Origin of the sequence: Aquisphaera insulae (assembly GCF_011064615.1) — a bacterium.
Taxonomy (GTDB): Bacteria; Planctomycetota; Planctomycetia; order Isosphaerales; family Isosphaeraceae; genus Aquisphaera; species Aquisphaera insulae.
Map to the genome: position 1 here is coordinate 215973 of NZ_JAALJH010000001.1, position 25595 is coordinate 241567.

Annotated in this window: 16 protein-coding genes and 2 tRNA genes; 11 read left to right on the forward strand and 7 right to left on the reverse strand. The window is 66.8% G+C overall.

What is annotated here, in order from left to right; translation table 11 throughout:
• Positions 1–236 precede the first annotated feature (236 nt).
• The 3 genes from G6O54_RS00775 to G6O54_RS00785 form a co-directional block, all read right to left on the reverse strand.
• Positions 237–1772 (reverse strand): M56 family metallopeptidase, encoded by a 1536-nt coding sequence (locus G6O54_RS00775; RefSeq protein ID WP_165219221.1) that lies wholly within the window; start codon positions 1770–1772, stop codon positions 237–239.
• 177 nt (positions 1773–1949) lie between these two features.
• Positions 1950–2381, reverse strand: a complete 432-nt coding sequence (locus G6O54_RS00780; protein ID WP_250846645.1) for a BlaI/MecI/CopY family transcriptional regulator — start codon at positions 2379–2381, stop codon at positions 1950–1952.
• Positions 2382–2569: 188 nt separating this feature from the next.
• Complete coding sequence (locus G6O54_RS00785; RefSeq protein WP_165219222.1) at positions 2570–3265, reverse strand: uracil-DNA glycosylase family protein; 696 nt, start codon at positions 3263–3265, stop codon at positions 2570–2572.
• Positions 3266–3452: 187 nt separating this feature from the next.
• Here G6O54_RS00785 and cimA point away from each other — a divergent pair, with 187 nt between their 5' ends.
• The 10 genes from cimA to G6O54_RS00840 all read left to right on the forward strand — a co-directional run bounded on the left by cimA (position 3453) and on the right by G6O54_RS00840 (position 16486).
• The gene (gene cimA, locus G6O54_RS00790) at positions 3453–5060 is read left to right on the forward strand and encodes a citramalate synthase (RefSeq protein WP_165219223.1); all 1608 of its coding nucleotides are present in this window, start codon (positions 3453–3455) and stop codon (positions 5058–5060) included.
• Positions 5061–5177: 117 nt separating this feature from the next.
• Positions 5178–7979 carry a valine--tRNA ligase gene (locus tag G6O54_RS00795; protein WP_165219224.1) on the forward strand — a complete coding sequence of 934 codons (2802 nt, stop codon included), beginning with the start codon at positions 5178–5180 and terminating at the stop codon, positions 7977–7979.
• Between the two features lie 158 nt (positions 7980–8137).
• The gene (locus G6O54_RS00800; protein ID WP_165219352.1) at positions 8138–8521 is read left to right on the forward strand and encodes a bifunctional nuclease family protein; all 384 of its coding nucleotides are present in this window, start codon (positions 8138–8140) and stop codon (positions 8519–8521) included.
• Between the two features lie 115 nt (positions 8522–8636).
• Positions 8637–8723, forward strand: a tRNA-Ser gene (locus G6O54_RS00805).
• 111 nt (positions 8724–8834) lie between these two features.
• Positions 8835–8919, forward strand: a tRNA-Leu gene (locus G6O54_RS00810).
• A 237-nt stretch (positions 8920–9156) separates the two neighbouring features.
• Entirely contained in the window at positions 9157–9741 is a 585-nt protein-coding gene (locus tag G6O54_RS00815) for a rhodanese-like domain-containing protein (protein WP_165219225.1), read from the forward strand.
• Positions 9742–9813: 72 nt separating this feature from the next.
• Positions 9814–10956 (forward strand): efflux RND transporter periplasmic adaptor subunit, encoded by a 1143-nt coding sequence (locus G6O54_RS00820; protein WP_165219226.1) that lies wholly within the window; start codon positions 9814–9816, stop codon positions 10954–10956.
• Positions 10953–14408, forward strand: a complete 3456-nt coding sequence (locus tag G6O54_RS00825; protein ID WP_165219227.1) for an efflux RND transporter permease subunit — start codon at positions 10953–10955, stop codon at positions 14406–14408. Before G6O54_RS00820 ends, G6O54_RS00825 begins: the two co-directional genes overlap by 4 nt.
• Positions 14409–14753: 345 nt before the next feature.
• A complete protein-coding gene (locus tag G6O54_RS00835) occupies positions 14754–15254 on the forward strand; it encodes a hypothetical protein (protein ID WP_205678635.1) in 501 nt (166 codons plus the stop codon).
• A gap of 182 nt (positions 15255–15436) precedes the next feature.
• On the forward strand, positions 15437–16486 hold the full coding sequence (locus tag G6O54_RS00840; protein ID WP_165219229.1) for a glycosylasparaginase: 1050 nt from the start codon (positions 15437–15439) through the stop codon (positions 16484–16486).
• 84 nt (positions 16487–16570) lie between these two features.
• On the opposite strand, the gene G6O54_RS00845 is transcribed toward G6O54_RS00840, so the two are convergent.
• The 4 genes from G6O54_RS00845 to dnaE all read right to left on the reverse strand — a co-directional run bounded on the left by G6O54_RS00845 (position 16571) and on the right by dnaE (position 23958).
• The gene (locus G6O54_RS00845) at positions 16571–17662 is read right to left on the reverse strand and encodes a DUF1559 domain-containing protein (protein ID WP_165219230.1); all 1092 of its coding nucleotides are present in this window, start codon (positions 17660–17662) and stop codon (positions 16571–16573) included.
• Positions 17663–18217: 555 nt separating this feature from the next.
• The gene (locus G6O54_RS00850) at positions 18218–19309 is read right to left on the reverse strand and encodes a DUF1559 domain-containing protein (RefSeq protein WP_165219231.1); all 1092 of its coding nucleotides are present in this window, start codon (positions 19307–19309) and stop codon (positions 18218–18220) included.
• 119 nt (positions 19310–19428) lie between these two features.
• A complete protein-coding gene (locus G6O54_RS00855) occupies positions 19429–19944 on the reverse strand; it encodes a hypothetical protein (protein ID WP_165219232.1) in 516 nt (171 codons plus the stop codon).
• Positions 19945–20289: 345 nt separating this feature from the next.
• Positions 20290–23958, reverse strand: a complete 3669-nt coding sequence (dnaE, locus tag G6O54_RS00860; protein WP_165219233.1) for a DNA polymerase III subunit alpha — start codon at positions 23956–23958, stop codon at positions 20290–20292.
• 1358 nt (positions 23959–25316) lie between these two features.
• Between dnaE and G6O54_RS00865 the strand changes: the two genes are divergently transcribed.
• On the forward strand, positions 25317–25595 hold the full coding sequence (locus G6O54_RS00865; protein WP_165219234.1) for a hypothetical protein: 279 nt from the start codon (positions 25317–25319) through the stop codon (positions 25593–25595).

The following is a 25595-nucleotide window of genomic DNA, read 5'->3' on the forward strand; positions in this document are numbered from 1 at the left end:
CACGATCGCCTGATTTCAGCCCATCGCATGCGTCGTGCCAGAATGGCGCCCAACCAGCAGACAGGCCGGTCGAATACACATAACCACAGAATTTATAATGAGATATGACTCGCAGAAAGGAACCGGACCCAGCTCTCAGTGAGTGCATGACGGGATTCGGCCTGCTGACAAAATGGCACCCTCGGCAGCCTAAGTCCCGAAGACCGCCATTCTGGCACCCCCGGAGTGACGGGGCGTTACCAGGCGATGCTCAGGTCGCGAAGGATGATGGTGTCATCCGCCGGAGGCTCAATCGTGAGCCACTCCGAGACGTGGTCGCGAAGGAGGTTAACCCTGACGCGATTCTCATCGATGCTGAGGCGGAGGAGCATCCCATCACGCTCGAGCCTGACGCGGTGGATTGCGGCGTGCGAAGGGGAGGGTTCGGTCTCGGATCGAGGCGGAGGAGGCTGATCCCAGTCTCGCAGGGGAAGACCCGCAAGTCTTGTCCTTGCCAGGCTTTCCGGACTGGCCTCGACATCCACGTGGAGAGAGAAACGCTCCGGCAGGAGCACGGGAAGGACGTGAGGGGCGCTGCGGCCGATGCGAACGAGTCCCCTGGGAACCGCGACGAAGTGCTCGACCCGAAACTGGTTTTCGACGGGAGCGGAGAAGGCCGCGGGATCCTCCGTCGCGGGATTCGGCTCCTGCGACCAGATTGTCCAGGAGGAGGCGAAGAGGGCCGTCGTCGAGCTAAACAGGAGGACCGCCACGTTCCACCATCGGGGCGACTTCCGTTCGATCGGAAAGGGGCAATGGAGGAGCATCACGACCCGTTGCAGGAGCGGATTGCGGAACCCCCCGGCCCACCACCAGCCCGGTCGAGGAAGGCTGGCGAGGAGGCGATCGCGATTCGCGACGTCGGGTTCCTTGCCAGCATCGGAATCCGTGGCCAGGCCGACGAGCCGCGTGGCATACCGCGAACGCGAGCCGAGGATCTCGGCCGTCCTCTGGTCTGCCAGGAATTCCCGATCAATTCGGAGCTGCGCCAGGATCCACCAGACGTGGGGGAGGAAGAACCAGAGCCCCTGACAGAGCCCCGCCAGGGGCTGGAATTGCGGGTCTCCTTCGCGAGCGTGGGCCAGCTCGTGGAGGAGGACGATCCTCAGCGATTCGGAATTGAGTTCGCCGCCTTCGAATGCAGGCGGGATGAGGATCGACACTCGACGGGCGCCGGTCACGACGGGCCGACGAATCCGCGAGCAGATGGCGATTCGGAATTCTTCCGGATCAAGTCCGTGCTCTCGAGCGGCCTGGATGTAAAGAGACTTCGTCACGGGGCTGGGGGGGATCGAGCCACGGACAAGCCGGGCGCCCCCCCAGAGGCCCAGGACGTTCCAGGCGACGGCGAGGCCCGCCCCGAACAGGTAAACCAGGGTCAGCTCGCGGATGATCCGATGGGTGAACTCCCCGGCCGCGATCGTTCGGACGGTCGATGCCGTGCCCTCCTCCCGCGAGTCCGGAAGCCGAGGATTCGCCGCCCAGAAGCCGGAACCGATCGCACCCGAACTCTCCCGGGACAGCCAGGAGAGGGAGTGCGAGTCTCGCCACGGGTTCATGCAGACCAGCAGCGGCATGACCGCCGCAAGGATGATCGCCCATCGGGCGACGATCATCCGCCGGACCGGCTGCTCGCAGAAGAGCATCACCAGCACCATACCGCTGAGCAGGACCGTGGTCGCGAGCGTCGCATCGATCAAGGTCCGGCTGAAGCGATCCAGCTCGAACCACATGGTCGGGGCCTCGGCGGCAAGGGAGCGGAGACGGGTCGCATAGTCGGGGAGGGGATGCGTGGCCTTGAGGTCGCGAGGAAAACGGCGAGGACCGGCAGACGGCCCGCGCCAGGCGCGTCATCCCCGGTCCTCTTCCTCAAGCGTCAGATTGAGCATGACAGGCACAGGCGAGCGGCGTCAAGCCAACTCGGCGACTTCCTCTCGCGTCGCGACCGGATGATCCGAGGAGGCCCGTTCGGCCTCATCGATCATGGCCCTCAGTCGGTCCAGGTCCTCCGGAGTCGGCGGCTTGGAGTCGAACAGTGCCACCATCATGCGATCCAGGGCGCCATCGAAGACCCGATCCACGAACCGACTGGTCAGCTCGCGAATGGTCCGTTCCGAGGACTTCTTCGGGTGATAGATGAATGTCCGCCCCTCGACAACGTGTCGGACCAGGCCTTTCTTCTCCTCCATGATATTCAGCAAGGTCTGAACCGTGCTGTAGGCGACAGGTCCCGCGTCCCGGTTCAGGTCGTCCTGAACCTCCCGGACGCTTGCCTTACCCCGAGCCCACAAGATCTTCATGATCTCGAGCTCTCGATCGGTCACCATCTGAGTCTTGCGCACGATTGCCTCCGCGGGATGACGAGAAATATAGAGATGATCTTACCCGTAAGCTAACCTGCGGTAGGGGCCTACGCAAGACTAATTCTATCGGAAATGAAATGACGCCAAGCCTTCGGCGAAGTCGGGAAGCGGGGACTGGAAAGGTGGCCGATCCCACCAGGTCGCCCGCGCTGGCCCGTCACTCCCCCTCAGCTCTCGCGGACCTGGTTCAACCTCCGATCCAGGAGGTTCGGAAACTGAGCGATCCAACGGCGGTTGAGGGGGGACGGATGCGGCAGCGGCAGCACGACCACATCCTTCTGGAGGACACTCGCCGCATCACCGGTCGTCGCGACCAGGCGGCAGGGGAAGGCCGCCTCGTATCGCTCGTCGGTCTTGCCCAACGTCTCGAACTCGGGCCCCGTTGCATAACGGGCGAACCAGGCGAACGCCTCGGTCCCCAGGGTGATGATGGACGATCCTCCCCAGAATTCGATCAGGAGCCTGGCCACGAAGGGGCGGAATCGCTCCTTGACGGAATCCGCGTAAGCCTTGTTCCCCGGCGGCTTGTAGGGCACCGTATTGGTCAGCAGGACGAACTCGAGGGCCGCCTCCAGGTCCTCCCGCGACGGCCGGGTGCCCGCCCTCGCCGGGGCGAAGGCTCGGAGGACCCCCTCCCGGACGAGCTTGCCCCCGGCCCCGACCAGCGGCTGACCGTGCTTGACCTCATCCTTCCCCAGGTCGCGGCCGAAGACGCAAGCCGGGGCGCCCAGCGAGCCCGCGAACAGGATCGGGACCGCGGGATCCTTCCCGTGCTTCTCATAAACCTCGCGGTCGACGGGGAAGTCCGCGCGATCCGCCTCGGTCCGGATATCCTCGAGTAATCCCGTCAGCCCGCGCGTCATGGTGCATCCTCGCGTTGGGGGGATGGCCGGGATTTCCCCGGCAAGGGCGAATCGGAGCTTGCTGTCGAACCCCGGCCGGCCGCTGGTGTCGGTCCTCTGTAACTCGCGAGCATCATACTGCTAGAATGGCAAGCCGTATCGGGCCGTCCGGCCCGCGACCTCCGCGAACCACGCTGGCCGACCCGACATGACTCGTATTGCAATCTACGACACGACCCTCCGTGACGGCAGCCAGGGAGAGGGGGTGAACTTCTCGCTCCAGGACAAGCTGCTCATCACCGCGCGCCTCGATGACCTGGGGGTGGATTACGTGGAAGGGGGCTATCCCCTGTCCAATCCCAAGGATACGTCTTATTTCCATGCCCTCCGCGACCTCCCCCTCCGGCACGCGAAGGTGGCGGCCTTCGGGATGACCCGCCGCCGCGACGTGTCGGCGGAGGACGATCAGGGCATGAAGGCCCTGGTCCAGGCACGGACCGACGTGGTGACGATCGTCGGCAAGACCTGGGACATGCACGCGCGTGAGGTCCTCGGGGTCTCCCTCGAGGAGAACCTCCGGATGATCGGCGACTCCGTCGCCTTCTGCGCCGCGAGCGTCCGGGAAGTGATCTACGATGCCGAGCACTTCTTCGACGGATTCCGGCGGAACCCGGATTACGCCCTCGAGACGATCCGCGCCGCGGCCGACGCCGGCGCGGCCTGGGTGGTCCTCTGCGACACCAACGGCGGAGCCCTGCCGGAGGACGTGGCCGAGGCCGTCCAGCGGGTTTCCCGCGCGATCCGGATCCCCCTGGGAATCCACACGCACAACGACGGCGACCTCGCCGTGGCCAATGCCCTGTCCGCCGTGCGCAACGGGGCGAGGCAGGTGCAAGGCACCGTCAACGGGCTGGGAGAGCGTTGCGGCAATGCCGACCTCTGCAGCGTCGTCGCCAACCTCGCGCTCAAGTATGCCGATTTCGAGGTGCTCGGCCCGGGCCAGGTCGCCCGAATCACGGAGATCTCCCGGTTCGTCTACGAGATCGCCAACATGAACTTCCGGCCCGGACAGCCGTTCGTGGGCACCAGCGCGTTCGCCCACAAGGGGGGGATGCACGTCCACGGCGTGCGGAAGAACGCGTCGAGCTACGAGCACATCGAGCCGGAGTCCGTCGGCAACGAGCGGCGGGTCCTCGTCAGCGAGCTGTCCGGCAAGTCGAACATCGCCGAGAAGCTCGCGGAGTACGGCCTCGAACACGACTCCGCGCTGCTCGCACGGGTCCTCGACTCGGTCCAGGACATGGAGAACGAGGGCTACCAGTTCGAGGCCGCCGAGGCATCCTTCGTCCTCCTGGTCGACCGGCTGGCCGGGCGGGGGCCGGACTGGTTCGAGCTGCTCAACTACCGCGTCAACGTCACCGGCAAGCCGGGCCGCGACGCGCTCACCGAGGCGACGGTCAAGCTCTCGGTCGGTGGCCAGGTCGAGCACACCGTCAGCGAGGGCGACGGGCCGGTGAACGCGCTCGATGCCGCCCTCCGGAAGGCCCTGGAGACGCATTACCCCCGGCTCCGCGAGATGGACCTGGTCGATTACAAGGTCCGCGTCATCAACGACCGCGCGGGCTCCGCCGCGAGGGTGCGCGTCGTCATCGAGAGCCGCGATCGCGACGACGTCTGGGGGACCGTGGGCGTCTCCGAGAACGTCATCACGGCGAGCTGGCTGGCGCTTCGTGACGCCTTCGAGTACAAGCTCGCCAAGGATGGTCGCCCATCCCGCACGGCGATCCCCGCCGCCGCGGCGGGTGTCGCCGACTAACGAGCCGTCCACGCCGCGACCTCGCCAGCCGTGCCGAACCGACTTGACCCGGCGCGACGCGATGGGGCGGCCGCCGAGATCGCCCTCGAATCGTTCCCAACGCTCGAAAGACCCGACATGAGCCAGACCGAGATCCCCAAGCAGTATGACCCCAAGGCCGCCCAGGACCGCTGGTACGCGTACTGGGTCGACCGGGGCGTCTTCCATGCCGACCCCAGGAGCGACCGCCCGGCTTACTGCATCGTGATCCCGCCGCCGAACGTCACCGGCGCGCTCCACCTGGGCCATGCCCTCAACAACACGATCCAGGACATCCTGATCCGTTGGCGGCGCATGCAGGGGTACGAGTGCCTCTGGATGCCCGGCACCGATCACGCCGGGATCGCCACCCAGGCCGTCGTCGAGAAGCGCATCTTCGAGGAGGAGAAGAAGAGCCGCCACGACCTCGGTCGCCAGGCGCTCGTGGAGCGGATCTGGGCCTGGAAGGACGAGTACGAGCGACGAATCCTCGGGCAGCTCCGCCTGATGGGATGCTCGTGCGACTGGGACCGGACCCGGTTCACCCTGGATGAGGTCTGCTCGCGGGCCGTCCGCCGGACTTTCGCCCGGCTCTTCCGCGCCGGCAAGATCTTCCGCGGCAAGCGGCTGGTCAACTGGGACACCCAGCTACGCACGGCGGTCGCCGATGACGAGATCTACTACGAGGAAATCCAGGGCCATATCTGGACCATCAAGTATCCGGTCTCCGGCACCGACGAGGTCCTCCACGTCGCCACGACGCGGCCGGAGACCATGCTCGGCGACACCGCCGTGGCCGTCCACCCCGACGACCCTCGCTACCAGCACCTGATCGGCAAGCTCGTGGACCTTCCCCTGACCGGGCGGCAGATCCCGATCATCGCCGACGGGATCCTCGTGGACATGGCCTTCGGCACCGGCTGCGTCAAGGTCACCCCCGGCCACGACCCGAACGACTACGTCTGCGGCCAGCGGAACAACCTCCCGACCATCGACCTGATGGAGCCCGACGGCACCTTCGCCGCGGTGGCGGGCCCCTACGCGGGCCTGAACGGCCGAGCCGTGCGCAAGAAGCTGCTGGCGGACCTGGAGGCCGGCAACTTCCTCGAGCGGGTCGACCCGCACACGCTCCGCCAGGGCCATTCCGACCGGTCCAAGACGCCCATCGAGCCGATCCGCTCCGACCAGTGGTTCATCCGCATGGGGGAGGATCACGGCGAGTCGCCCGGCTTCGCCCAGCAGGCGATGGATGCCGTGACGTCCGGGCGCGTGAAGATCCACCCCGAACGGTATTCTCGCAGCTACCTGGATTGGCTCGCCGAGAAGCGGGACTGGTGCATCAGCCGGCAGCTCTGGTGGGGCCACCGGATCCCCATCTGGTCGTGCGCGACGTGCTCGGAGGCCGATCTGGAGCGAGCCTTCTCCGGCCGCGACGACGTCTCCTGGCGGCCGGCTGAGTCGGGCGGCTGGCTGATCTCGGCGGAGACCGACCTCTCGGCGGATGCCCTCGGGACGGGCCATACGCTGGTGCAGGATCCGGACGTGCTGGACACCTGGTTCAGCTCGGCCCTCTGGCCCCACTCGACGCTCGGCTGGCCCGAGGAGACTCCGGAGTTGGGGAAGTTCTACCCGACGAGCGTCCTCTCGACGGCTCGCGACATCATCACCCTCTGGGTCGCCCGGATGGTGATTTTCGGCCAGTTCAACATGGGCGACGTCCCTTTCCGGGACGTGTATATCCACCCGGTCATCCAGGACGGGAACGGCAAGCGGATGTCCAAGTCGGCCGGCAATGGCGTCGATCCGGTGGACATCATCGAGATCTACGGCGCCGATGCCCTGCGCTACACGCTTGCCCTGGGAGCCACGGAGACCCAGGACCTGCGCATCCCCGTGGAGAAGGTGAAGCGCCCCGACGGCCGGACGATCAACACCTCGGAGCGGTTCGAACAGGGCCGCAACTTCGCCAACAAGTTCTGGAACGTCGCCCGCCTGGCGATGATGAACCTGGAAGGCTTCGAGCCGGGGCCCCTCGACATCGCCGGCCTCCCGACCGAGGACCGATGGATCCTCGCCGGGCTCGACCAGACGATCGCCGAGACGACCGCCGACCTGGAGGCGTTCCGCTTCTCCGAGGCGACTCGCCGCCTCCGCGAGTTCACCTGGAACGAGTTCTGCGACTGGTACGTGGAGTTCGCCAAGAGCCGACTCCGCGACCCGGAGGCTCGTCCGGTGGCCCAGCGCGTGCTGGCCCATCTGGTCGATGCGCTCTGCCGCCTGCTCCACCCGATCATGCCGTTCGTCACCGAGCAGATCTGGCAGTCGCTGGCCGGCCTTGCCCCCTCCCGCGGCGTCCCCGAGCCCAGGCTCGCCGAGGAGTCCGTCTGCACGGCCGCCTGGCCCAGGCCGCTGGGGTGGTCGGACGCCGAGGCGCTCGCCACCGTGGCCCAGTGGCAGGAGAAGATCCAGGCAATCCGCAATCTCAAGGCCGAGCGAAACGTCCCCAAGGAGGCGAAGATCGCCCCCATCATCGTCGCCGAGGAGCCCGTCCGCGGCCGCCTGATCCAGGGAGAGGCCTTCCTCCGGAGCATGACGAACGCGGCGTCGGTCTCCTTCGATCCCCCCGCGACGCGGCCGAAAGAGGCGGCGATCGCGGTGCTCGGCGATGCCGAGTTGATCCTGCCCCTGGAAGGACTCATCGACCGAGAGGCCGAGAAGGCCAAGCTGATCAAGAATCGATCCGACATCGAGAAGCAGTTGGGCGGCCTTCGGGCGAAACTCGGCAATGAGTCCTTCGTCGCGAGGGCGCCCGCCGAGGTCGTCGAGGCGCAACGGGCGAAGCTCGCGGAGCTCGAAGCCCAGCTTGCCGCCGTGACGGCCCTGATCGCGGCGTCCGACTGAGCCCGGTCCACCAAGTTGACGCCCCTCCGTAATCCACTTTATGATCATCGACGGTAGGGACTTGAGTCCGCGCCGTGGCGCGGCACGATGGGCCTGGACGGCCACCGCCGGGGTCCGGAATTCTCGACCGAGGAGGGTGTGCTACCGTGCGGGCCCAGATGGAACTCATGCGGATCATCATCAACGAGAACAGCGACCAGCAGATCCTCTTCCTCAAGGAGGTGGAGGGGGATCGAATGTTCCCGATCGTGATTGGCGTCTTCGAGGCCAAGGCCATCGAGCGGCGGGTCAAGAACGAGACCGCCCCCCGCCCCCTGACCCACGACCTGCTGGCCAGCACGATCGAGCTCCTCGGCGGCGAGCTACAGGACATCTTCATCAACGAGCTCCGCGATCACACCTACTTCGCGAAGCTCCGGATCCGCCGCGACGGCGAGATCATCGAAGTAGACTCGCGGCCCAGCGACGCGATCGCCCTGGCCGTGACCGTGGACGTGCCGATCTACGTCGCGCCGGACATCATCGACGAGGTCGGGCAATAGGCTCCCGCGAGCCGAACCTCCGGCGTGCAGGGGGTGTCCCAGGTTTCCGGATCCCGGGACGGATTCCCCTTGCCTTTCGCCGGTCGTTATCGAGAATCAAGCGGTCGACTGATCCGGAGGGGTGCCAGAGTGGTCGATTGGGACGGTCTTGAAAACCGTAGGTGCCGCAAGGTTCCCGTGGGTTCGAATCCCACCCCCTCCGCTGACCTTGATTAACTTGCCCGGGTCGGTCCTCCGATCGACTCGGGGTGGGTCCATCCGAGCGAGAGGCCCTGACGCCTCGGCCCCGGACAACCCTCCGCGAAGATCCCGCGCCGGCGTGGCGAAACGGCAGACGCTGAGGACTTAAAATCCTCTCCTGGGGAACCAGGGTGTGGGTTCGAATCCCACCGCCGGTACTTGCATGAGGCCACATCTCACGTCTCGATCGATGGTGACCGTCCCCCCCGGAACGGCGACGACGGTACTCCAACCACCCCCAGATCCTCAAGTCCACGCAGCACCCAGTCCGTAGCGGCCTGGGGCCCAGTTCATCCTTGACTTTATCGCTATATAGGAATATAGTCGACTGCCATGCCGGTGATTCCCGGCACCGATCGAAGGTCCTCGCGCAAAACACGGGGAAGGAGCGAGCGATGAGCCTGCCGGAAAGCCACGCCGGGATTCCCACGATCACGCCCCAGCAGCTTCAGGAGAAGATCGAGAGCGGAGAGGCGATCGACCTGATCGACGTCCGGACGAAGTCCGAGTACAAGGGACTTCACGCGGCCCCGGCGCAGGTCGTCCCGCTCGACGACCTGACGCCCTACGCGGTTGATCAGGTGCGGACGACCCCGAAAGACAGGCCATTGTTCCTGATCTGCCGTTCCGGGGTAAGGAGCGAGAAGGGCTGCATGAAGCTGCTGAGGGCCGGCTACCCGAACGTGGTCAGCGTGGCGGGCGGCACTCTCGCCTGGGAGCAGGCGGGGCTTCCCATCGTCCGTGGCACGCGGCAGATCCTGCCGCTGGACCGGCAGGTGCAACTCGCGGCGGGGAGCATGAACCTGGCGGGCGTACTGCTCGGCTGGTTCTCGAACCCTAACTGGTACTTGCTGTCGGGTTTCATCGGCCTCGGCCTGATCTTCGCCGGGTCGACCGGAATCTGCCCGCTCGGCTGGGTTATCGCGAAGATGCCCTGGAATCAGGCCAGGGTCGACTCGGCGTCGTGCTGCTCACGCTGATCGCCGTCTTCCTGAGTCTCGCTCCTCACGTAGTCAGGTTCCGTGTCGAATGACGGCCGATGGAGAGACGCAATGACCCCCGTCGACGAGAAGGCCCTGGCGCCGGCCCACACCGGCCATCGGGGCGGGTGGCTGAAAGCGATCGGGTCGCTCGGACTGCTGGGCCTCTTCTCGGCCGGCATCGTGATCCTGATGATGGTGCTTGCCGGCAGGTTCCATCCGAAGGTCCCAACCGAGTCGACCGCCCCGCCCGTCGAGTTGAGCGCAGCCGGGGAGACCGTCGAAGTTCGACTGATCCGGCGGCCGAGAACCGAGTCGGCCGTGGGCACGATACGGGCGATGTACGAGGTCAACGTGGCCTCGAAGATCCTGGCCCGGGTCAAGGAGATCCGGGTCAAGGCCGGCCTGGACGTGAAGGCCGACGACGTGCTGGCGGTGCTGGATGACGCCGACCTGAAGGCGAAGCATCAGCAGGCGATCGCCTCCGAGGCCGCCGCGGCGGCGAAGCTCGAGCAGGCCCGGATTGATCATGCCCGCGCCGATCGGCTCCGGAAACAGCAGTCGGTCTCGCAGCAGGAGCTCGAGCTTGCCGCGACCGCGTTGCGGACCGCGATCGCGGAGCACGACCGGTCCCGGCAGGCGGTGAAGGAGGCGAGCATCGTCGAGGGTTACGCGACGGTCCGCGCGCCGATCAGTGGCAGGATCGTCGACAAGCGTGTCAACGAGGGGGATACCGTCACCCCCGGCCAGGTGCTGATCTCGATGTACGACCCGGGTCGGATGCAAATGGTGGCCTCGGTCCGCGACTCTCTGGCGATGCGGCTCCAGGTCGGCCAGGACGTCCCCGCCCGGCTCGACGCGCTGGGCCTTGAGTGCCACGCCCGCATCATGGAGATCGTCCCCGAATCGCAGGCAGATAGCCGCTCGTTCCAGGTGAAGGTCTCCGGTCCGTGCCCGCCGAACGTCCACAGCGGCATGTTCGGCCGGATCTTCATCCCACTGGACGAGGAAGACGTGCTGGTGATCCCCGCCGCGGCCATTCGACGCGTCGGCCAGCTCGACGAGGTCCTGGTCGCGGACGGCTCCGCGGCACATCGGCGTGCCATCCAGCTCGGCCGCACCTTGGGTACGGACCGCGAGGTCCTTTCGGGACTGAAGGCCGGCGAACGCGTCGTCTTGCCGGGCCCCCTCAAGAATGCGGAGGGCCGGTCATGAACCACGACGAAACGGCCGCGGAATCCCCCCCTGCCCTCGGCAAGCACGACTTCCTGAACGGGATCGTCCACCAGTTCCTCAACTCCAATTTCTCGATCATCCTGATCCTGGTCTCGCTCCTCATCGGCCTGGCGGCGCTGTTCGTCACGCCACGGGAGGAGGATCCCCAGATCGTCGTTCCGCTGGCGGACGTCCACGTGAATGCGCCGGGGCTTTCGGCGGATCAGGTCGAACAGCTCGTCTCCACGCCGCTGGAGAAATACCTGTACCAGATCGACGGCGTGGAATACGTCTACAGCATGTCTCGTGAGAACCAGGCCATCATCACCGTCCGCTTCCACGTCGGGCAGGATCGAGAGCGCAGCCTGGTCAAGCTCTTCAAGAAGCTCGACGAGAACCAGGATCGGGTGCCCCCGGGCGTGTCCGGCTGGGTCGTCAAGCCGGTCGAGATCGACGACGTGCCCGTCGTGACGTTGGCCCTGACCTCGGAGAAGGCCGATGGCGATGGCCACGCCCTGCGACGAATCGGCGAGGAGATTGTCCAGCGGTTGTCCTCGCTGTCGAGCGTCTCGCGGGCCGATGTCATCGGCGGCGAGCCCCGGATCGTCCGCGTGGACCTGGATCCCGAACGGCTGCAGGGATACAGCCTGAGCCCGATCGAGGTCCAGCAGGCCCTCGGGGGGGCCATCGTCGTACGGCCGTCGGGCGAATACGCACACGGTGATTCGGTCTTTCGGGTCGAGGCGGGGATGGTCGTCGACCGTCCCGAGCAGTTGCCGCAGATCGTCATCGGGGTCTTCGAGGGCCGCCCCGTCTTCCTCAAGGACGTGGCCACCGTCCGGGACGGCGCGGCGGAAGTCTCGAGCTACGTGCGTCACGGCTGGGGACCGGCGCGGTTCGCGGAAGGCGAGCACGGATCGGTCGGGACGCTCGTGGGTGAGGATGCCGAAGAGTCCTCGGCCCGATACTGGAAGACTCCCGGGAATGGCGAATCTTCGGTCGGTGTCCGCGAGGCCACCCCGGCCGTCACGATCGCCATCTCCAAGCAGAAGGGGACCAACGCGGTCGCCGTCTCGCAGTCCATCCTGAAGGCCGCGGATCGGCTCCGCGACGAGGTCCTCCCGTCGGACGTCGAGATGGTCGTCACGCGCAATTCGGGCCTCACCGCCGACGAGAAGGTCAACGAGCTCATCGAGGCCCTCTGGGTCGCGATCCTGATCGTCGTCGGGCTCCTGACGCTCAGCCTCGGATGGCGAGAGGCGATCATCGTCGCCGTGGCGGTGCCGGTCGTCTTCGGCCTGACGCTCGGCGTGAACCTCCTCCTCGGCTACACGATCAACCGTGTCACCCTCTTCGCGCTCATCCTCTCGCTCGGCCTGCTGGTGGACGACCCGATCGTGGACGTCGAGAACATCGCCCGCCACTTCGCGATGCGGGGCAAGGCCACCCGGGACGTTGTCCTGGAGGCCGTCGCGGAGATCCGGCCGCCGCTCATCAGCGCGACCCTCGCTGTGATCGTCAGCTTCCTGCCGATGTTCTTCATCACGGGGATGATGGGGCCGTACATGGCACCCATGGCGCTCAACGTCCCGGTGGCCATGATGATGTCCATGGTCGTGGCCTTCACGATCACCCCGTGGCTGGCGTATCGCGTGCTCCACCGGAAATTCGCCCACGGGGGCGGCGGCCTCCACGGCCACGAGCCCGACGATCCGGACGCGATCAAGGAGACGCGGCTCTACAAGATCTTCCATCCGCTGATGAGGCCGTTGCTCCACTCGAGGCTGACGGCCGGGGCCTTCCTGGTGTTCATCTTCGCGCTCACGGTCGCCGCGATGGGGCTGGCCGCGTATCGCCTCGTGCCCCTCAAGATGCTGCCGTTCGACAACAAGAACGAGCTGCTCCTGACGCTCGACATGGACGAGGGGACGACTCTCGAGCGGACCAACGCCGTGGTCCGGGAGATCGAGTCTGCGATCGGCGCGGTGCCGGAGGTGATGGACTTCACCAGCTATGTCGGCGTCCCGGGCCCGATCGACTTCAACGGCCTGGTCCGACACTACTACTTGCGGCGGATGCCTCACCAGGCGGAGGTCCGGCTCAGCCTGGTCGGGAAGAAGCACCGAGGCGCGCAAAGCCACGCAATCGCCCTCCGCCTGCACGAACCACTCGCGAAGCTCGCCGATCGGCATCACGCCGTGCTCAAGGTCGTCGAGCTTCCGCCCGGCCCGCCGGTCCTCTCGTCGATCGTGGCCGAGGTCTACGGCCGGCCCGAGCACGGATATGGCGACCTGACGGCCGCGGCCGGGATCGTCAGCGACCGACTCCGCAGGGAGCCCGGGATCATCGAGGTCGATGACATGGTCGAGGCGGCCGCTCCGAAGGTGGTCTTCGCGACCGATCAGGAGAAGGCCGCACTCAGCGGGGTCTCGGTCGATGAGGTCGCCCGCACGCTCCAGGTGGCCCTCGGCGGCGTCCCGGCCGGCACCGTCCGCCTGAACGGCGAGCGAAATCCGCTGGGCATCGAATTGCGGCTCCCGCGATCGGTCCGGTCGAGCACCCAGGACCTGGACCGAATCCGCGTCAAGGGTCGCTCCGGCCGCCTCGTCCCCCTGGCAGAGATCGGCACCTGGAAGACGTCGCGCGTCGACCAGACGATTTATCACAAGAACCTCGAGCGAGTGATGTACGTCTACGCCGAGACGGCGGGCCGGACTCCGGCCGAGTGCGTCCTGGACGTCAGCTTCGATCGCACACCCGGTGGCACGTCACGCGTCGGCACGGTCTCCGATGCACCGCCCCGCCCCCTCGAGGTCCGGACGTTCTTCTCGATCGGCGGCGGCATCCCGTGGTCGGTGCCGGAGGGGATTCGAGTCGAGTTCGCCGGCGAGGGAGAGTGGAAGATCACGCTCGACGTCTTCCGCGACCTGGGCCTGGCCTTCGCCGCGGCGATGCTGATGATCTACGTGATCCTCGTCGCCCAGACCGATTCGTTCCTGATCCCGGTCGTGGTCATGCTCGCCATCCCGCTCACGGTGCTGGGCGTGATGCCGGGATTCTGGCTGCTCAACCGGATCTCCGGCCAGACGGTGGGCGGTTTCGCGGACCCGGTCTTCTTCACCGCGACGGCGATGATCGGCATGATCGCGCTGGCGGGAATCGTCACGCGGGACTCGATCATCCTGGTCGACTTCATCCATCAGTCGGTCGCCAAGGGGCGGCCGCTGTTCGACGCAATCATGGAGAGCCGCGTCATCCGCCTGCGGCCGATCCTCCTCACCGCCGGGGCGGCGATGCTCTCGAGCATCCCGATCACCCTCGACCCGATCTTCTCCGGCCTGGCCTGGTCGTTGATCTTCGGCCTGATCGCGTCGACGGTGTTCACGCTGTTCGTCATCCCGGTCACCTACTGGCTCCTCTACGCGGGAAGGGCACCCGGGCGGAGCGACTAACCGCAAAGGCACCGACCACGAATCGAGGACATGAAGCCGCGATCCGGGCGAGGCCGATCGGGATCCACGAGCCGGACGACGGCTCGCCGGCTCGCCGATTCCCACGATCGCTCTTGCGGCATCCGGCGACCGAGGTTACCTTGCGGCCCACCTCGGCGGTCTCCAGCAGCGAGGGCGGCATGGCCATGCCTTGCCCGGCCTCCCCCGCGCATGACAGAAGGACGGGATTTCGATCCTTGCTTGGCTCGATTCGTCGCGCGATGAGTCGGTCGCGGTCGTCGATGCCGCAGGGCTTCAGGGCGTTCCAGGATGGGATGCCCTCGTAGAGAAGGGAGTCGAACCGCTATGCAGCTCAGGTCACGGATGGCCGCCGTCGTGCTCGTCGCGGGAGCGACCCACCTCCTCATCGGGCCGGCGAGAGCCCAGAAGTCCGACGAGACGAAGCCCGCCGGAGCGTCCCGCGAGGCGGCAGCTCCGGCCGACCCGGCCGGGACCTGCCAGGTGGACCTGAACCTGAATATCGCGGGACTCGGGGCCGAGGGCTGCGATGTCGACGTGAAGCCCGGCAATCGAAGCTCCCGATTCAAGGGACAGCATCACCACGTGGCCTCGAACGGAAAGGCAAGCCTGAAGTTCCGCGGCGTCGAGGTCCTGGGCGCGGATCGCACCTGCTCGTTCGCGATCACCGTTCATGAGCCTGGGCAGGAGCCACGCACGATCTATCGGGCTTTTCGGATCAACGGGCGAAGCGGTCAGCCGCTGCCGCCATCTCAGGCGTTCACCTGCTACCTGAACTCGCCTTCCAAGCTGGCCCGGCTCTCTCAGCCGGAGACCAAGGTGCGCTGAGGCGCCGCGACGAAGCGGGGCCCGCGTCCGGGGCCGCGGCTCCGCCCGGCTGGTCTGTTCCCTTTTCGCGACCTCGCCGCCAAGAATGGATCGTGACGAGAAGGACCGGTCGGCGGGCGACCCGCTCGCGCCGGCCCTCGTCGCGTTCGAATTCCCCGAGCTGCAACGAGGATCCACATACGATGCGCCGGCCGATCCATCGACGAGAATTCCTGGGAACCACGGCGGCCGCGAGCCTGAGCACGCTGGCCATCGGTGCCGCTCCGGCGAGGCCGCCGGGCTCCAAGCGACCGATCATCGTCTCGAGCGCCAATGGCCTGAAGGCGGTCGAGAAGGCCATGGAGCTGGTCAAGCAGGGGCATGATCCGCTCGACGCCGCAATCGAGGGGGTCGCGATCGTCGAGGCCGACCCGACCGATCACAGCGTCGGACTGGGCGGATTGCCCAACGAGGACGGCGTCGTCGAGCTCGACGCGGCGGTGATGCACGGGCCGACCCATGGCGGCGGCTCAGTCGCCTCGATCCGAAATATCCTCCACCCGGCGGCCGTGGCCCGGCTCGTGATGAAGCGGACGCGGCACGTCCTGCTCGTCGGCGAAGGGGCCCTGCGGTTCGCCCGCGCCCACGGCTTCCCCGAGGTCAACCTGCTGACCGAGGAGGCCCGGCAGATCTGGCTGCACTGGAAGGAGACCCGCGACCCGGACGACGACTGGGTCCCCCCCCCGGCCGAGGCCGTCGCCGCGTTCGTGCCGCAGTACATCCAGAAGCGAGTGACCGGGACGATCCATTGCTCCGTGCTGGACACGCACGGGGACCTCGGCTGCACGACGACCACGTCCGGGCTGTCGTGGAAGATCCCGGGCCGGGTGGGCGACTCGCCGATCCTGGGCGCGGGGCTCTACCTCGACAACGAGGTCGGATCGGCCGGCTCGACGGGCGTCGGCGAGGCCAACCTCCTGAACCTCTCCAGCCACCTGGTCGTCGAGGGGATGCGCGCCGGCAAGTCCCCGAAGGACGCCGTGATGGACGCCTGCAAGCGGATCGCCACCACGAGCATCCGCGACCCCAAGCGGCGCCGGCCGGATGGCCGGACGACCTTCGAGGTGAAGTTCTACGCCGTCAGCAAGGACGGCAAGTTCTTCGGCGGCAGCATCTACCCCGGCGGCAAGATGGCCGTGCACGACGGCGACTCGGCGAAGCTTGTCGACTGCGAGCCGCTGTTCGACAAGTGACGGCCGGCGAAGCGGCCGGCGACGGGCGAAGGGGCCCGCCGCCGGCCTGTGTCCTGGCGAGGACAGGCTTCGCGTCCTGGTGGCTCAATAGCTATCGGCCGAGATCACCTCTCCGCCCTTGATGGAGACGATCCCCCGGAGCGCGACCGGATTGATCGAATCCTTGAGGAACCGGACGCTGCCGTCGCCGAAGAGGCAGTTCACGCCGCCCGGGTGGTAGGAGAAGAGCTCATCATTGGCGCCGGCCTGATTGCCGGCCGTCGTGCCGCTGGACGCCTGTGACCACGCCGCTTCCTCGCGCATCGGCCGGAACTTGTTGTTCGGGGTCCCGGAGACGCCGAAGCCGCCATCCGGCTCGGCCCAGCGCCAGTATCGGCGCTTGATGCCCATTCCGCCGGCCGGTCCCTGGCCGATGATCGGCCGAACATCGGTACCGCGGTAGGCCGACTCGAGATACGGGCTGATGAAACGAGGATCGCGACCGGCATCCTCGCCGATGACCATCGTGTTGCTCGTCCCGTCGGTGATCTCTGCGATCCGCGTCTTACCTTCCTTCAACGCCCCATCGACTCGGGACTTCTTGTTGCGATAGGGGGTCGCCGCGGCAGGGGCCTGGACGGTCCCGGTGGGATCGATGTCCGTATAGCAGGTCGCCCCGTAGTCCGTGACTCCATAGCCGCGACCGAAGATCGCGGTGATCGGATCGTTCGGATCGACCCCGTCGTTCCCCCCGTCCGGGGAACGAGTGGCGGACGGGCAGAGGTAGACATTGAGGACCGTCGAAGCACCGGTGAAGTTCATGCCGGTGGCCTCGTTGTAGTCCGCATTGAAGTTCAGGGCGTTGAACGAGGAGCCGCCTTCCATGAACGGCAGGAGCCGAGCCAGGGCGTTCCATCCGCCGTCGACGAACTGGGTGGAGGCGGTACCGGAGGGATCGGAATACCACGTGGACTCGCCCGCGGGGGGGAAACAATTGATGGCGCTCTCGTAGTTGTGGAGGGCCAGGCCGATCTGCTTGAGGTTGTTGGTGCACTGGGCGCGGCGGGCGGCCTCGCGGGCCGACTGCACCGCCGGCAGCAAGAGCGCGATCAGGACCGTGATGATCGCGATCACGACGAGCAGCTCGATGAGCGTGAAGCCTCGACGACGAATCGCCGGGGCCGACGAGATCAACATGGGGGTTCTCCGTGCAAGGTTGGTAGGCAAGATCAGTCGACGGAGCGGACCCCGTGCCGAGCCCTTCGCGGTCGCGTGGCCAGGGCCGGCAGGGCCCAAGACTATTCCGCTCAAGCCTTATGTTATTATCAAGTCATCGTATATTCAAGTTTATTTTTCAGGAACATGCTGTTACCGCTCTTTCTGCATGCGTCGCCAGGTCGGGGCGGATACCGCTTCCGAGCCCCGATCGGGAGGCCGGGAGAGGCTCCGGAGGTAGGGTTGTCCGATCGTGCCGCGAAATGGCCCGGGGCCGATCGGCTCCGAATTACAGCAGGATCCTACAACGAATGGCCATTGCCGAGCGTGAAGATTCGATGAGAAATCCAGCCGCATCGGGCTAACTTGCCTGCCCTTGTCAACGGGGGAGATGGGAGACGCGGGCGGGTCGACCGTATCACAACCCTCGGGTGCCGAGGTTTCGCGCAAGCAGGAGGCCGGCACAGGGAGGATCCCGGTGCCGGCCTCGATTGCGGATGGAGGATGTTCGGGACGCGTCGAGCGACGGCCTATCGATCAATACTGGTCGGCCGAGAGGACCTCGCCGCCCTTGAGCGTGACGAGCCCTCGGAGCGTGACGACGTTGACGGAATCCTTGAGGAACCGGACGCTGCCGTCGCCGAAGAGACAATTGACGCCGCCCGGGTGGAACGAGGAGAGCTCGTCGTTGGCGCCGGCGTTGTTACCCTTGGTGGTGCCGGTGAGATTCCACGCGCCGGCCTCATACATCGGCCGCAGCTTGTTGTTCGGCGCGCCGGAGACGCCATAGGCTCCGTCGGGCTCGGCCCATCGCCAGTAACGGCGGGGGATGTTGATGCCTCCGGCCGGACCGGCACCGATGATCGGCCGATTGTTGACCGCGAGGCCATCGCCGTAGCCCTCGACATAGGGGCTGAGGAAGCGAGGGTCACGCCCGGCATCCTCGCCGAAGGCGATGGTGTTGCTGGTGCCGTCGGTGGCCTCCGAGATCCGGGTCTTGCCCTGCTTGAGAAGGCCGTCGGCGCGGGACTTCTTGTTGCGATAGGGGGTCGCGGCATAGCTGGCACCGTCGTTGCCGATCTGGCCCTGCGGATCGATGTCGGTGTAGCAGGTCGCGCCGTAGTCGTTGTAGCCGTAGCCGCGGCCGGAGGCGAGCGAGATCGGATCGTTCGGGTCGGGGCCGTCCTGGCCGCCATCCGGGGAGCGGGTGGCCGACGGGCAGATGTACGAGTTGATGACCGTGCTGGCGCCGGTGAAGTTCATGCCGGTCGCCTCGTTGTAGTCCGCGTTGAAGTTCAACGCATTGAAGGACGAGCCCCCTTCGAGGAACGGGAGCAGGCGGGCGAGGGTGCCCCAGCCGCCATCGACGAACTGGGTGCCGGGGAAGGGCGTGAGCGAGTAGTTAGTCGACTCGCCGCCGGGGGGGAAGCAGCCGTTCGCGCTCTCGTAGTTGTGGAGGGCCAGGCCGATTTGCTTGAGGTTGTTGGTGCACTGGGCGCGGCGGGCGGCCTCGCGGGCCGATTGGACCGCCGGCAGCAGCAAGGCGATGAGGACCGCGATGATGGCGATCACGACGAGCAGCTCGATGAGCGTGAACGCCGAACGCCGGGCTCTGGACACGAAAGTCATAAATCACATTCTCCGAAGAAGATAAGTCAAAAGTGCTGCTCCGAGCTGGGGCAGTTGCTGGGCGATCGCCCCCTGGATTCCGCCGATGGAAAGGCGAGAGAGGGAGGGCAAGTTGGGCTTTAGTCGTCGTCCGAACGGCCGGCCTTCGCGGTCTTCGACTTCGCCGCGGCCGGCCCCTCAAGGAGGTGGAACGGTTCGAGCGAGTTCTCGCCGGCCTTGATGGTGGCCTTCAGGCCCGATGAAGCCTCGTCCGCGTATTTCGAGGGATAGGGATTGTTCCAGACCGACTTCCCGGCCGACTTCTTGGCCGGCGCGGAGCCCGAGGCGGAGGGATCGATCCGGATCAGATACTCCCCGTCGGGAATCCCGTCACCGAACTGGGAAGTCATCTTGAATGCCCCGTCCCCGCCGATCGCCGACGAGAACTCGAGCCCCTTGGCCGGCAAGACGAAGACGACCTGGCCCGAAGTCAGCGGCCTATCGTCCTTGAGCAGGACCTTTCCAGAGACGGGATAGACCGTCATGGACTTCACGGCGTTCGAATCGCCGCAGCCGCCGGTCGCGGCCGCCAGAGCGGCGGCCAGCGCGAGGAGAGACATCCCCGGGACGATCCGGCGGACGGAACTGGAGATCATCAAATTCAACCTTCTCCTGGGACCAGGCCCGCACCGATGGCGACGGGCCGCCGAACGGCCACGAGGGTGAACAAGCAACACTATATCAATCCCATATATAGTGTTCAATTAAAGATTCCATGAATACGCCCGTCGGTCATCGCCATCCACCGGCGCACTCTCGGGGGACAGAACCCTGCGGGGCTGGACAGCCAGGCACGACCGGCGGGGCGCAGGGAGGTCACCGGCCCGCGGGCGTGACCCGCGTCCATTGGTGCTCCCGAAGATTGTAGCGCCACTTCGACGGCGGCAGGTTAAGGTTCGATGAATTCGACGAACAGATTCGGAGAACGAGCAAGAACTTGATCAATCCAGATCGTCGTCCTGCGACGGGTCGTCGAGCTCGGGCTCGATGGCGGCCGAAGCGCGGGAGGGGGTGGGAGACGGCTGCGGCGACTCGATCCGCGCCGTGGCCCCGCGCTGGCCGAGGAGCCGGACGTTGCCGGCGCCCACGACGTTCTCGAGGTCGGATTTGAGCTGGTCGTCGTAGCGGACGCGGAGCGAGGGGCCGGCGCGGTAGATGGCGCGACGCAGGTGCTCGATGCCGGTGAGCTCGAGGTAGAGGTCCAGGTGGCCCGGCTTGACGCGGATGAGGCGAAGCAGCCGCTCGAGGTCCTCCTCGCGGAGGGCCGGGCGGTTCAGGCGGACGATCACGCCCCGCGCCAGCTCCGCGGCGGCCGTCTCGATGGGGAGGATCTTGCTGATGATCAGCTCGGCGGGCTCGCGCCGGCGGTCCAGCGTCCCCTTCACGAAGCCGATGAGGTCGTCGCGGACCAGGTCGCCGAGCTTGGCGAATTCCTCCGGCCAGAGCATGGCCGCCGTCGAGCCGGTCAGGTCCTCGAAGGTCAGCTTGGCCATCCGCGTCAGGCCGGAGCGGCTCTTCTGGACGTTCCGGGCCTGGACGTTGGTGATCATGCCGCCGAGGGTCACCTCGCCCTTGTCCGGCACGCTGGCAAGGTCGGAGCAGCGGTGGCTGGCCAGGGCCTGGAGGAGTCCCGCGTGCTGGGAGAGCGGATGGCTGGACATGTAGAAGCCCAGCGCCTTCTTCTCCCCGGCCAGGAGCTCGACGTCGTTCAGCTCGGGGACGTCGGGCAGGTTGGAGTGCGTCGACGCCGTCCCATTCCCGTTGGCGTGGCCGTTGCTCGCGTGGGCGTCGGCCTCGAAGGAGTCGAATAGCCCACGCTGGCCTCGCTTGCGGTCTTCCTGCTTCGACTGCCCGGCCTGGATCGCGCGGGTCAGGATCGCCAGGAGCTGAGCACGGCGGGCCCCCAGGAAGTCGAAGGCTCCGGCGCGGATCAGGGTCTCCGCGCATCCAGACGTCACCTCGCGGGCCGAGATCCGCTCGAAGAAGTCGTCCAGGCTGCGGAACGGTCCCCCCTTCTGGCGTTCGCGGATGACGGCCTCGATGGCCTTGGTCCCGGCGCCCTTGATGGCGCCCAGCCCGAACCGGATCTGGTTCTCCCTCGCCACGCTGAACGGCAGCTCCCCCTCGTTCAGGTTCGGCGGGCGGACCTCGATCCCCAGCCGTTTGCAGTCGTCGATATGTTCGAGAAAGAACTTGTCGCGCTCCATGCCGTCCATCTCGGACGAGAGCACGGCGGCCATGTACTCGGTGGGGTAGTGGGCCTTCAGGTAGGCGGTCTGGTAGGTCAGCATGGCATAGGCCGTGCTGTGCGACTTGTTGAAGCCGTAGCCGCCGAAGAACTCGATCAGGTCGAAGATCTTGACCGCCTCATCCTTGTCCATCCCGCGCTCGACGGCGCCCTGCACGAACAGGCCGCGGCCCTCGGCGATGGTCTCCATCTTCTTCTTGGAGATCGCCTTGATGGTCGCGTAGGCTCGCGAGAGCTCGATGCCGCCGAGGCGGTTCAAGATCCGCATCACCTGCTCCTGGTAGACCATCACGCCGTAGGTCTCCTCCAGGACATCCTTGAGCACCGGGTGGAGGTAGCTGGCCTGCTTGCGGCCGTTCTTCACGTCCACGTACTCGTCCACCATGCCGCCGTTGAGCGGGCCGGGGCGGTAGAGCGCGTTGATGGCGATGATGTCCGCGAATCGGTCGGGCCGCATCTTGATGACGAGGTCGCGGATGCCCGCGCTCTCGAGCTGGAAGACCCCCTTGGTCTCGCCGCGCTGGAGCAGCTCGAAGGTCCTGCGGTCATCGAGCGGGAGCTTCTCCAGGTCCTTCGGCGCGTCGGGATGGCGCTCGTTGATCAGGCGGACGGCCGCCTCCAGCGTCGTCAGGTTGCGGAGGCCGAGGAAGTCCATCTTCAGCAGGCCGGCCTTCTCGACGTCGCCCATGTCCCACTGGGTGCAGACGATCTCCTCCTTGTCCCCCCGGCGGATCACCTGCAACGGGACCAGCGATTCCAGCGGCTTGTCCGCGATGACGACGCCGGCGGCGTGGGTGCTCGCATTGCGGACCGAGTCCTCGAGCCGCTTCGCGAACCGGATCAGCTTCTCGATCTCGGGATCCTGGTCGACCAGGGCCTTGAGCGCGGGCTCGTCCTTGAGCGCCTGGTCGATGGTGATCCCGAGCTTGGTCGGGACCAGCTTGTTGATCTGCTCGACCCGGGCCAGCGGGATGTTCAGCACCCGGCCGACGTCCTTGATGGCGGCCTTGGCCTTCATCGCCGCGAAGGTGCCGATCTGGGCGACATTGGCGTCGCCGTACTTCTTCCGGACGTACTCGATGACCTCGTAGCGCCGCCCCTGGTCGAGGTCGATGTCGATGTCCGGCGCCTCCGAGCGATTGGGGTCGAGGAACCGCTCGAACAGGAGATCATACTTGATTGGGCAGACGTTGCTCAGGTGCAGGACGTAACTCACCAGGGCTCCGCACGCCGATCCGCGGGCCGAGACCCGGATGCCCTGCTCCCGGGCGTAGCGGACGAAGTCCCAGACGATGAGGAAGTACGAGGCGAACCCCATCCGGTTGATGATGCCGAGCTCATGCTCCAGCCGCTCGCGTGCCTCCGCTGGGGGAGACTCCCCGTAGCGGACGATCAGGCCGGCCTCGCAGAGCTCGCGGAGGAAGTCCTCCGGCGTCTTCTCGTCGGGGGGCTGAAACGAGGGGAACTGACGCTTGCCCAGCCCGACGCTCGTGTAGTTTTCCTCGACCATGCCGGCGATGGTCGCCGACATCGCCAGGGCCTCCTCCATCCCGGGGAGCGCGGCGTACATCTCCTCCGGGCTGCGGACGTGGAACTGGTCGGAGAGCTTGCCGTCATCCGCCACGAAGCGGGGCTTGTCCAGCGGCTGGTCGATCGTCTTGCCGGTGTTGATGCAGAGGAGGACGTCGTGGGCGAGATAGTCCTCCTGGGTCAGGTAGTGGGCGTCGCTCGTGGCCACCACGGGCAGGCCCATCCGCCGGGCCAGGTCGATTTCTCGCTCCATGCAGTCGCGCTGGATCTGGAGGCCGTTGTTCTGGACCTCGACGTAAAAATTGCCCTCGCCGAAGGTCTTCGCGTACCAGGCGGCGAGCCTCTCGGCCTCGTCTACCCGGTCGCCCAGGAGCTTCTGCGAGAACTCGGAGCCCACGCAACCGGTGAGGCAGATCAGCCCCTCGCTGTGCTGGGCGAGGATCTCCTTGTCGATCCGCGGCTTGTAGTAATAGCCCTCCAGGTACGACCGGGACGAGAGCCGCAGGAGATTGCGGAAACCCTCCCCATTCTTCGCCAGCAGCGTGAGGTGGTAGGCGAACCGCTCGTCGCCCGCCCCCCCCGCGCCCGTCGATCGGTCGGTCCGCTTGCCGGGTGCGACGTACGCCTCGAGGCCGACGATCGGCAGCACGTGGGCGGCCTTCGCCTCGCGGAGGAACTCGACCGCCCCGAACAGGTTCCCGTGGTCCGTGAGGGCCACCGCCGGCATCCCCAGATCGTGGACCCGCTTCACCAGATCCGGGAGCTTGCTCTGTCCGTCGAGCAGGCTGTAATGGCTGTGGCAATGGAGGTGCACGAAGGGAGGGGTGGCCATCTTGGATCTCTCTCTGAAGTGCGCCATGGGACGAGGGATGCGCGCAGGCCATCCGATGAACCGGCGTCCAGATGAGCGTACCACATCCTCCCGGGTATCGCTAATTCGGCGGCGTATCTCGGCGCGGAGGTCATGCCAGTGCTGACGATCGTATCGCTCACCCCGATCGCGGAGATTGCTCACTCGGTGCCAGGGGGTCTCGCATGCAAGGGCTCGCCCCCTCAGGGGACCTCGCGCGCCCGGTCGAATGGGTGATCGTATCGAACGTCACCATATACGTTTTTGTATTGACATGCGGGGCGATGCCCTCTATGGTCGCGAGACTCGGCAAGCCCCGCCCTTCGTGCATGGGGAAAGGCCCCGCATCGCCGTGCATCTTTGCCAGCACCAAGGAGGATACCGTGACGTCAGGATGGACCCCGGCCGGACGGGCCGGTCTCGGGTTGGCGATCTTCGCGACGACCCTCGGAGCTCCCTCGGCGGCGGCCCCGATCCTTCGCGCCCGACTCGACGCGACGGCCCCGACGCTGCCGGTCGCCGTCACCGTCGATCGGGTCGCTCCGCCGGGCCGGACCGGCGGCGGGATGGATTCGGAACTCGGGCTTCCGGTCGACGTATCCAGGGGCGTCGCTCCTTACCCATCCCCAGTCCCCGGATCCGGCGGGCCGGCGATGACTCCGACAGCTCCGGCCTCGACTCCTCCGCGAGGCGAGGGTGAGTTCTCCGGACATCCGTTCAACGTACCGACGGCGAGCGGCGATGGCGGACCGGTCGCGGCCTCGACGGGGGCGATTCCCAGCCCTCCCACGCCTCCAACTCCTCCCGCCATTCCAACGGGCCGAGGTTCGGCCATCCCGCCTTCCGGTTCCCTCACGGACTCGGAGCGTCCGCGACCCTCGACGGCCGTTACCAGCGGGGCATTCGTCACAACCGGTGCGGCGTCGGGATCATCAGCAACGGCCGCGTCGACACCCCCATCCACGTCCCCCGGCCCTGCACCCGCGCCCGCCACCGGGACGAATTCTCAACCACTCTCCCCGGCACCTGGCCAGGTTCAGCCGACCGCGGTCCCGCAGGCGAACTCGGCCGCGACGAGCAATCCGACGACGTCCGTCGCCCCTCCTTCGTCGTCCCCGGGGGCGACAATTGCCGCCCAGACCCTGGCGCTTCCCCTGATTAGCCAGACAATCGGAGGGGCAGCGCTGCCAGTCGCGGGCTCGGAGGGTCATTCGGACGGTGCGGTCTTGCCCCCAGCGGCGGATTCGGCAGCGGTCCGGATCGCCATGATGGCGATGGCTTCCGCGACGATTCCCCTCGGATCGCCGTCTCTCGCATCCCATGTCGACTCGGCCCTCGACGTGTCATCCACCCCGCGGATCGTGACCTCGACGCCGGCGACGACGGAGATCGGACTGGCCGTGCCGGTCCCGGCCGTCCCGGATACCGTGGTCCCGAATCCCGCCACGCCGGTTGCGGCCTTCCGGGAGTCGATCGCGTCCCCTCTGCCCTCCGCGGTCCCGGAGACGAGCGTCCTGACGTTCGCCGGCCTCCTGGGCGCGGGGGCGGCGGCACGGGCGGGCTTCCGATCGGTCCGAGGCTCGCGAAACCCTCGAGCGGTCGAGGGCGCGGACGTTTGA

Excerpts from the sequence above, each read along its gene's own strand:
- G6O54_RS00775 (WP_165219221.1), bottom strand. The coding sequence starts at position 1,772 with ATGTGGTTCGAGCTGGATCGCTTCAGCCGGACCTTGATCGATGCGACG.
- G6O54_RS00785 (WP_165219222.1), bottom strand. The coding sequence starts at position 3,265 with ATGACGCGCGGGCTGACGGGATTACTCGAGGATATCCGGACCGAGGCG.
- cimA (WP_165219223.1), top strand. The coding sequence starts at position 3,453 with ATGACTCGTATTGCAATCTACGACACGACCCTCCGTGACGGCAGCCAG.
- G6O54_RS00795 (WP_165219224.1), top strand. The coding sequence starts at position 5,178 with ATGAGCCAGACCGAGATCCCCAAGCAGTATGACCCCAAGGCCGCCCAG.
- G6O54_RS00800 (WP_165219352.1), top strand. The coding sequence starts at position 8,138 with ATGGAACTCATGCGGATCATCATCAACGAGAACAGCGACCAGCAGATC.
- G6O54_RS00815 (WP_165219225.1), top strand. The coding sequence starts at position 9,157 with ATGAGCCTGCCGGAAAGCCACGCCGGGATTCCCACGATCACGCCCCAG.
- G6O54_RS00820 (WP_165219226.1), top strand. The coding sequence starts at position 9,814 with ATGACCCCCGTCGACGAGAAGGCCCTGGCGCCGGCCCACACCGGCCAT.
- G6O54_RS00825 (WP_165219227.1), top strand. The coding sequence starts at position 10,953 with ATGAACCACGACGAAACGGCCGCGGAATCCCCCCCTGCCCTCGGCAAG.
- G6O54_RS00835 (WP_205678635.1), top strand. The coding sequence starts at position 14,754 with ATGCAGCTCAGGTCACGGATGGCCGCCGTCGTGCTCGTCGCGGGAGCG.
- G6O54_RS00840 (WP_165219229.1), top strand. The coding sequence starts at position 15,437 with ATGCGCCGGCCGATCCATCGACGAGAATTCCTGGGAACCACGGCGGCC.
- G6O54_RS00845 (WP_165219230.1), bottom strand. The coding sequence starts at position 17,662 with ATGTTGATCTCGTCGGCCCCGGCGATTCGTCGTCGAGGCTTCACGCTC.
- G6O54_RS00850 (WP_165219231.1), bottom strand. The coding sequence starts at position 19,309 with ATGACTTTCGTGTCCAGAGCCCGGCGTTCGGCGTTCACGCTCATCGAG.
- G6O54_RS00855 (WP_165219232.1), bottom strand. The coding sequence starts at position 19,944 with ATGATCTCCAGTTCCGTCCGCCGGATCGTCCCGGGGATGTCTCTCCTC.
- dnaE (WP_165219233.1), bottom strand. The coding sequence starts at position 23,958 with ATGGCCACCCCTCCCTTCGTGCACCTCCATTGCCACAGCCATTACAGC.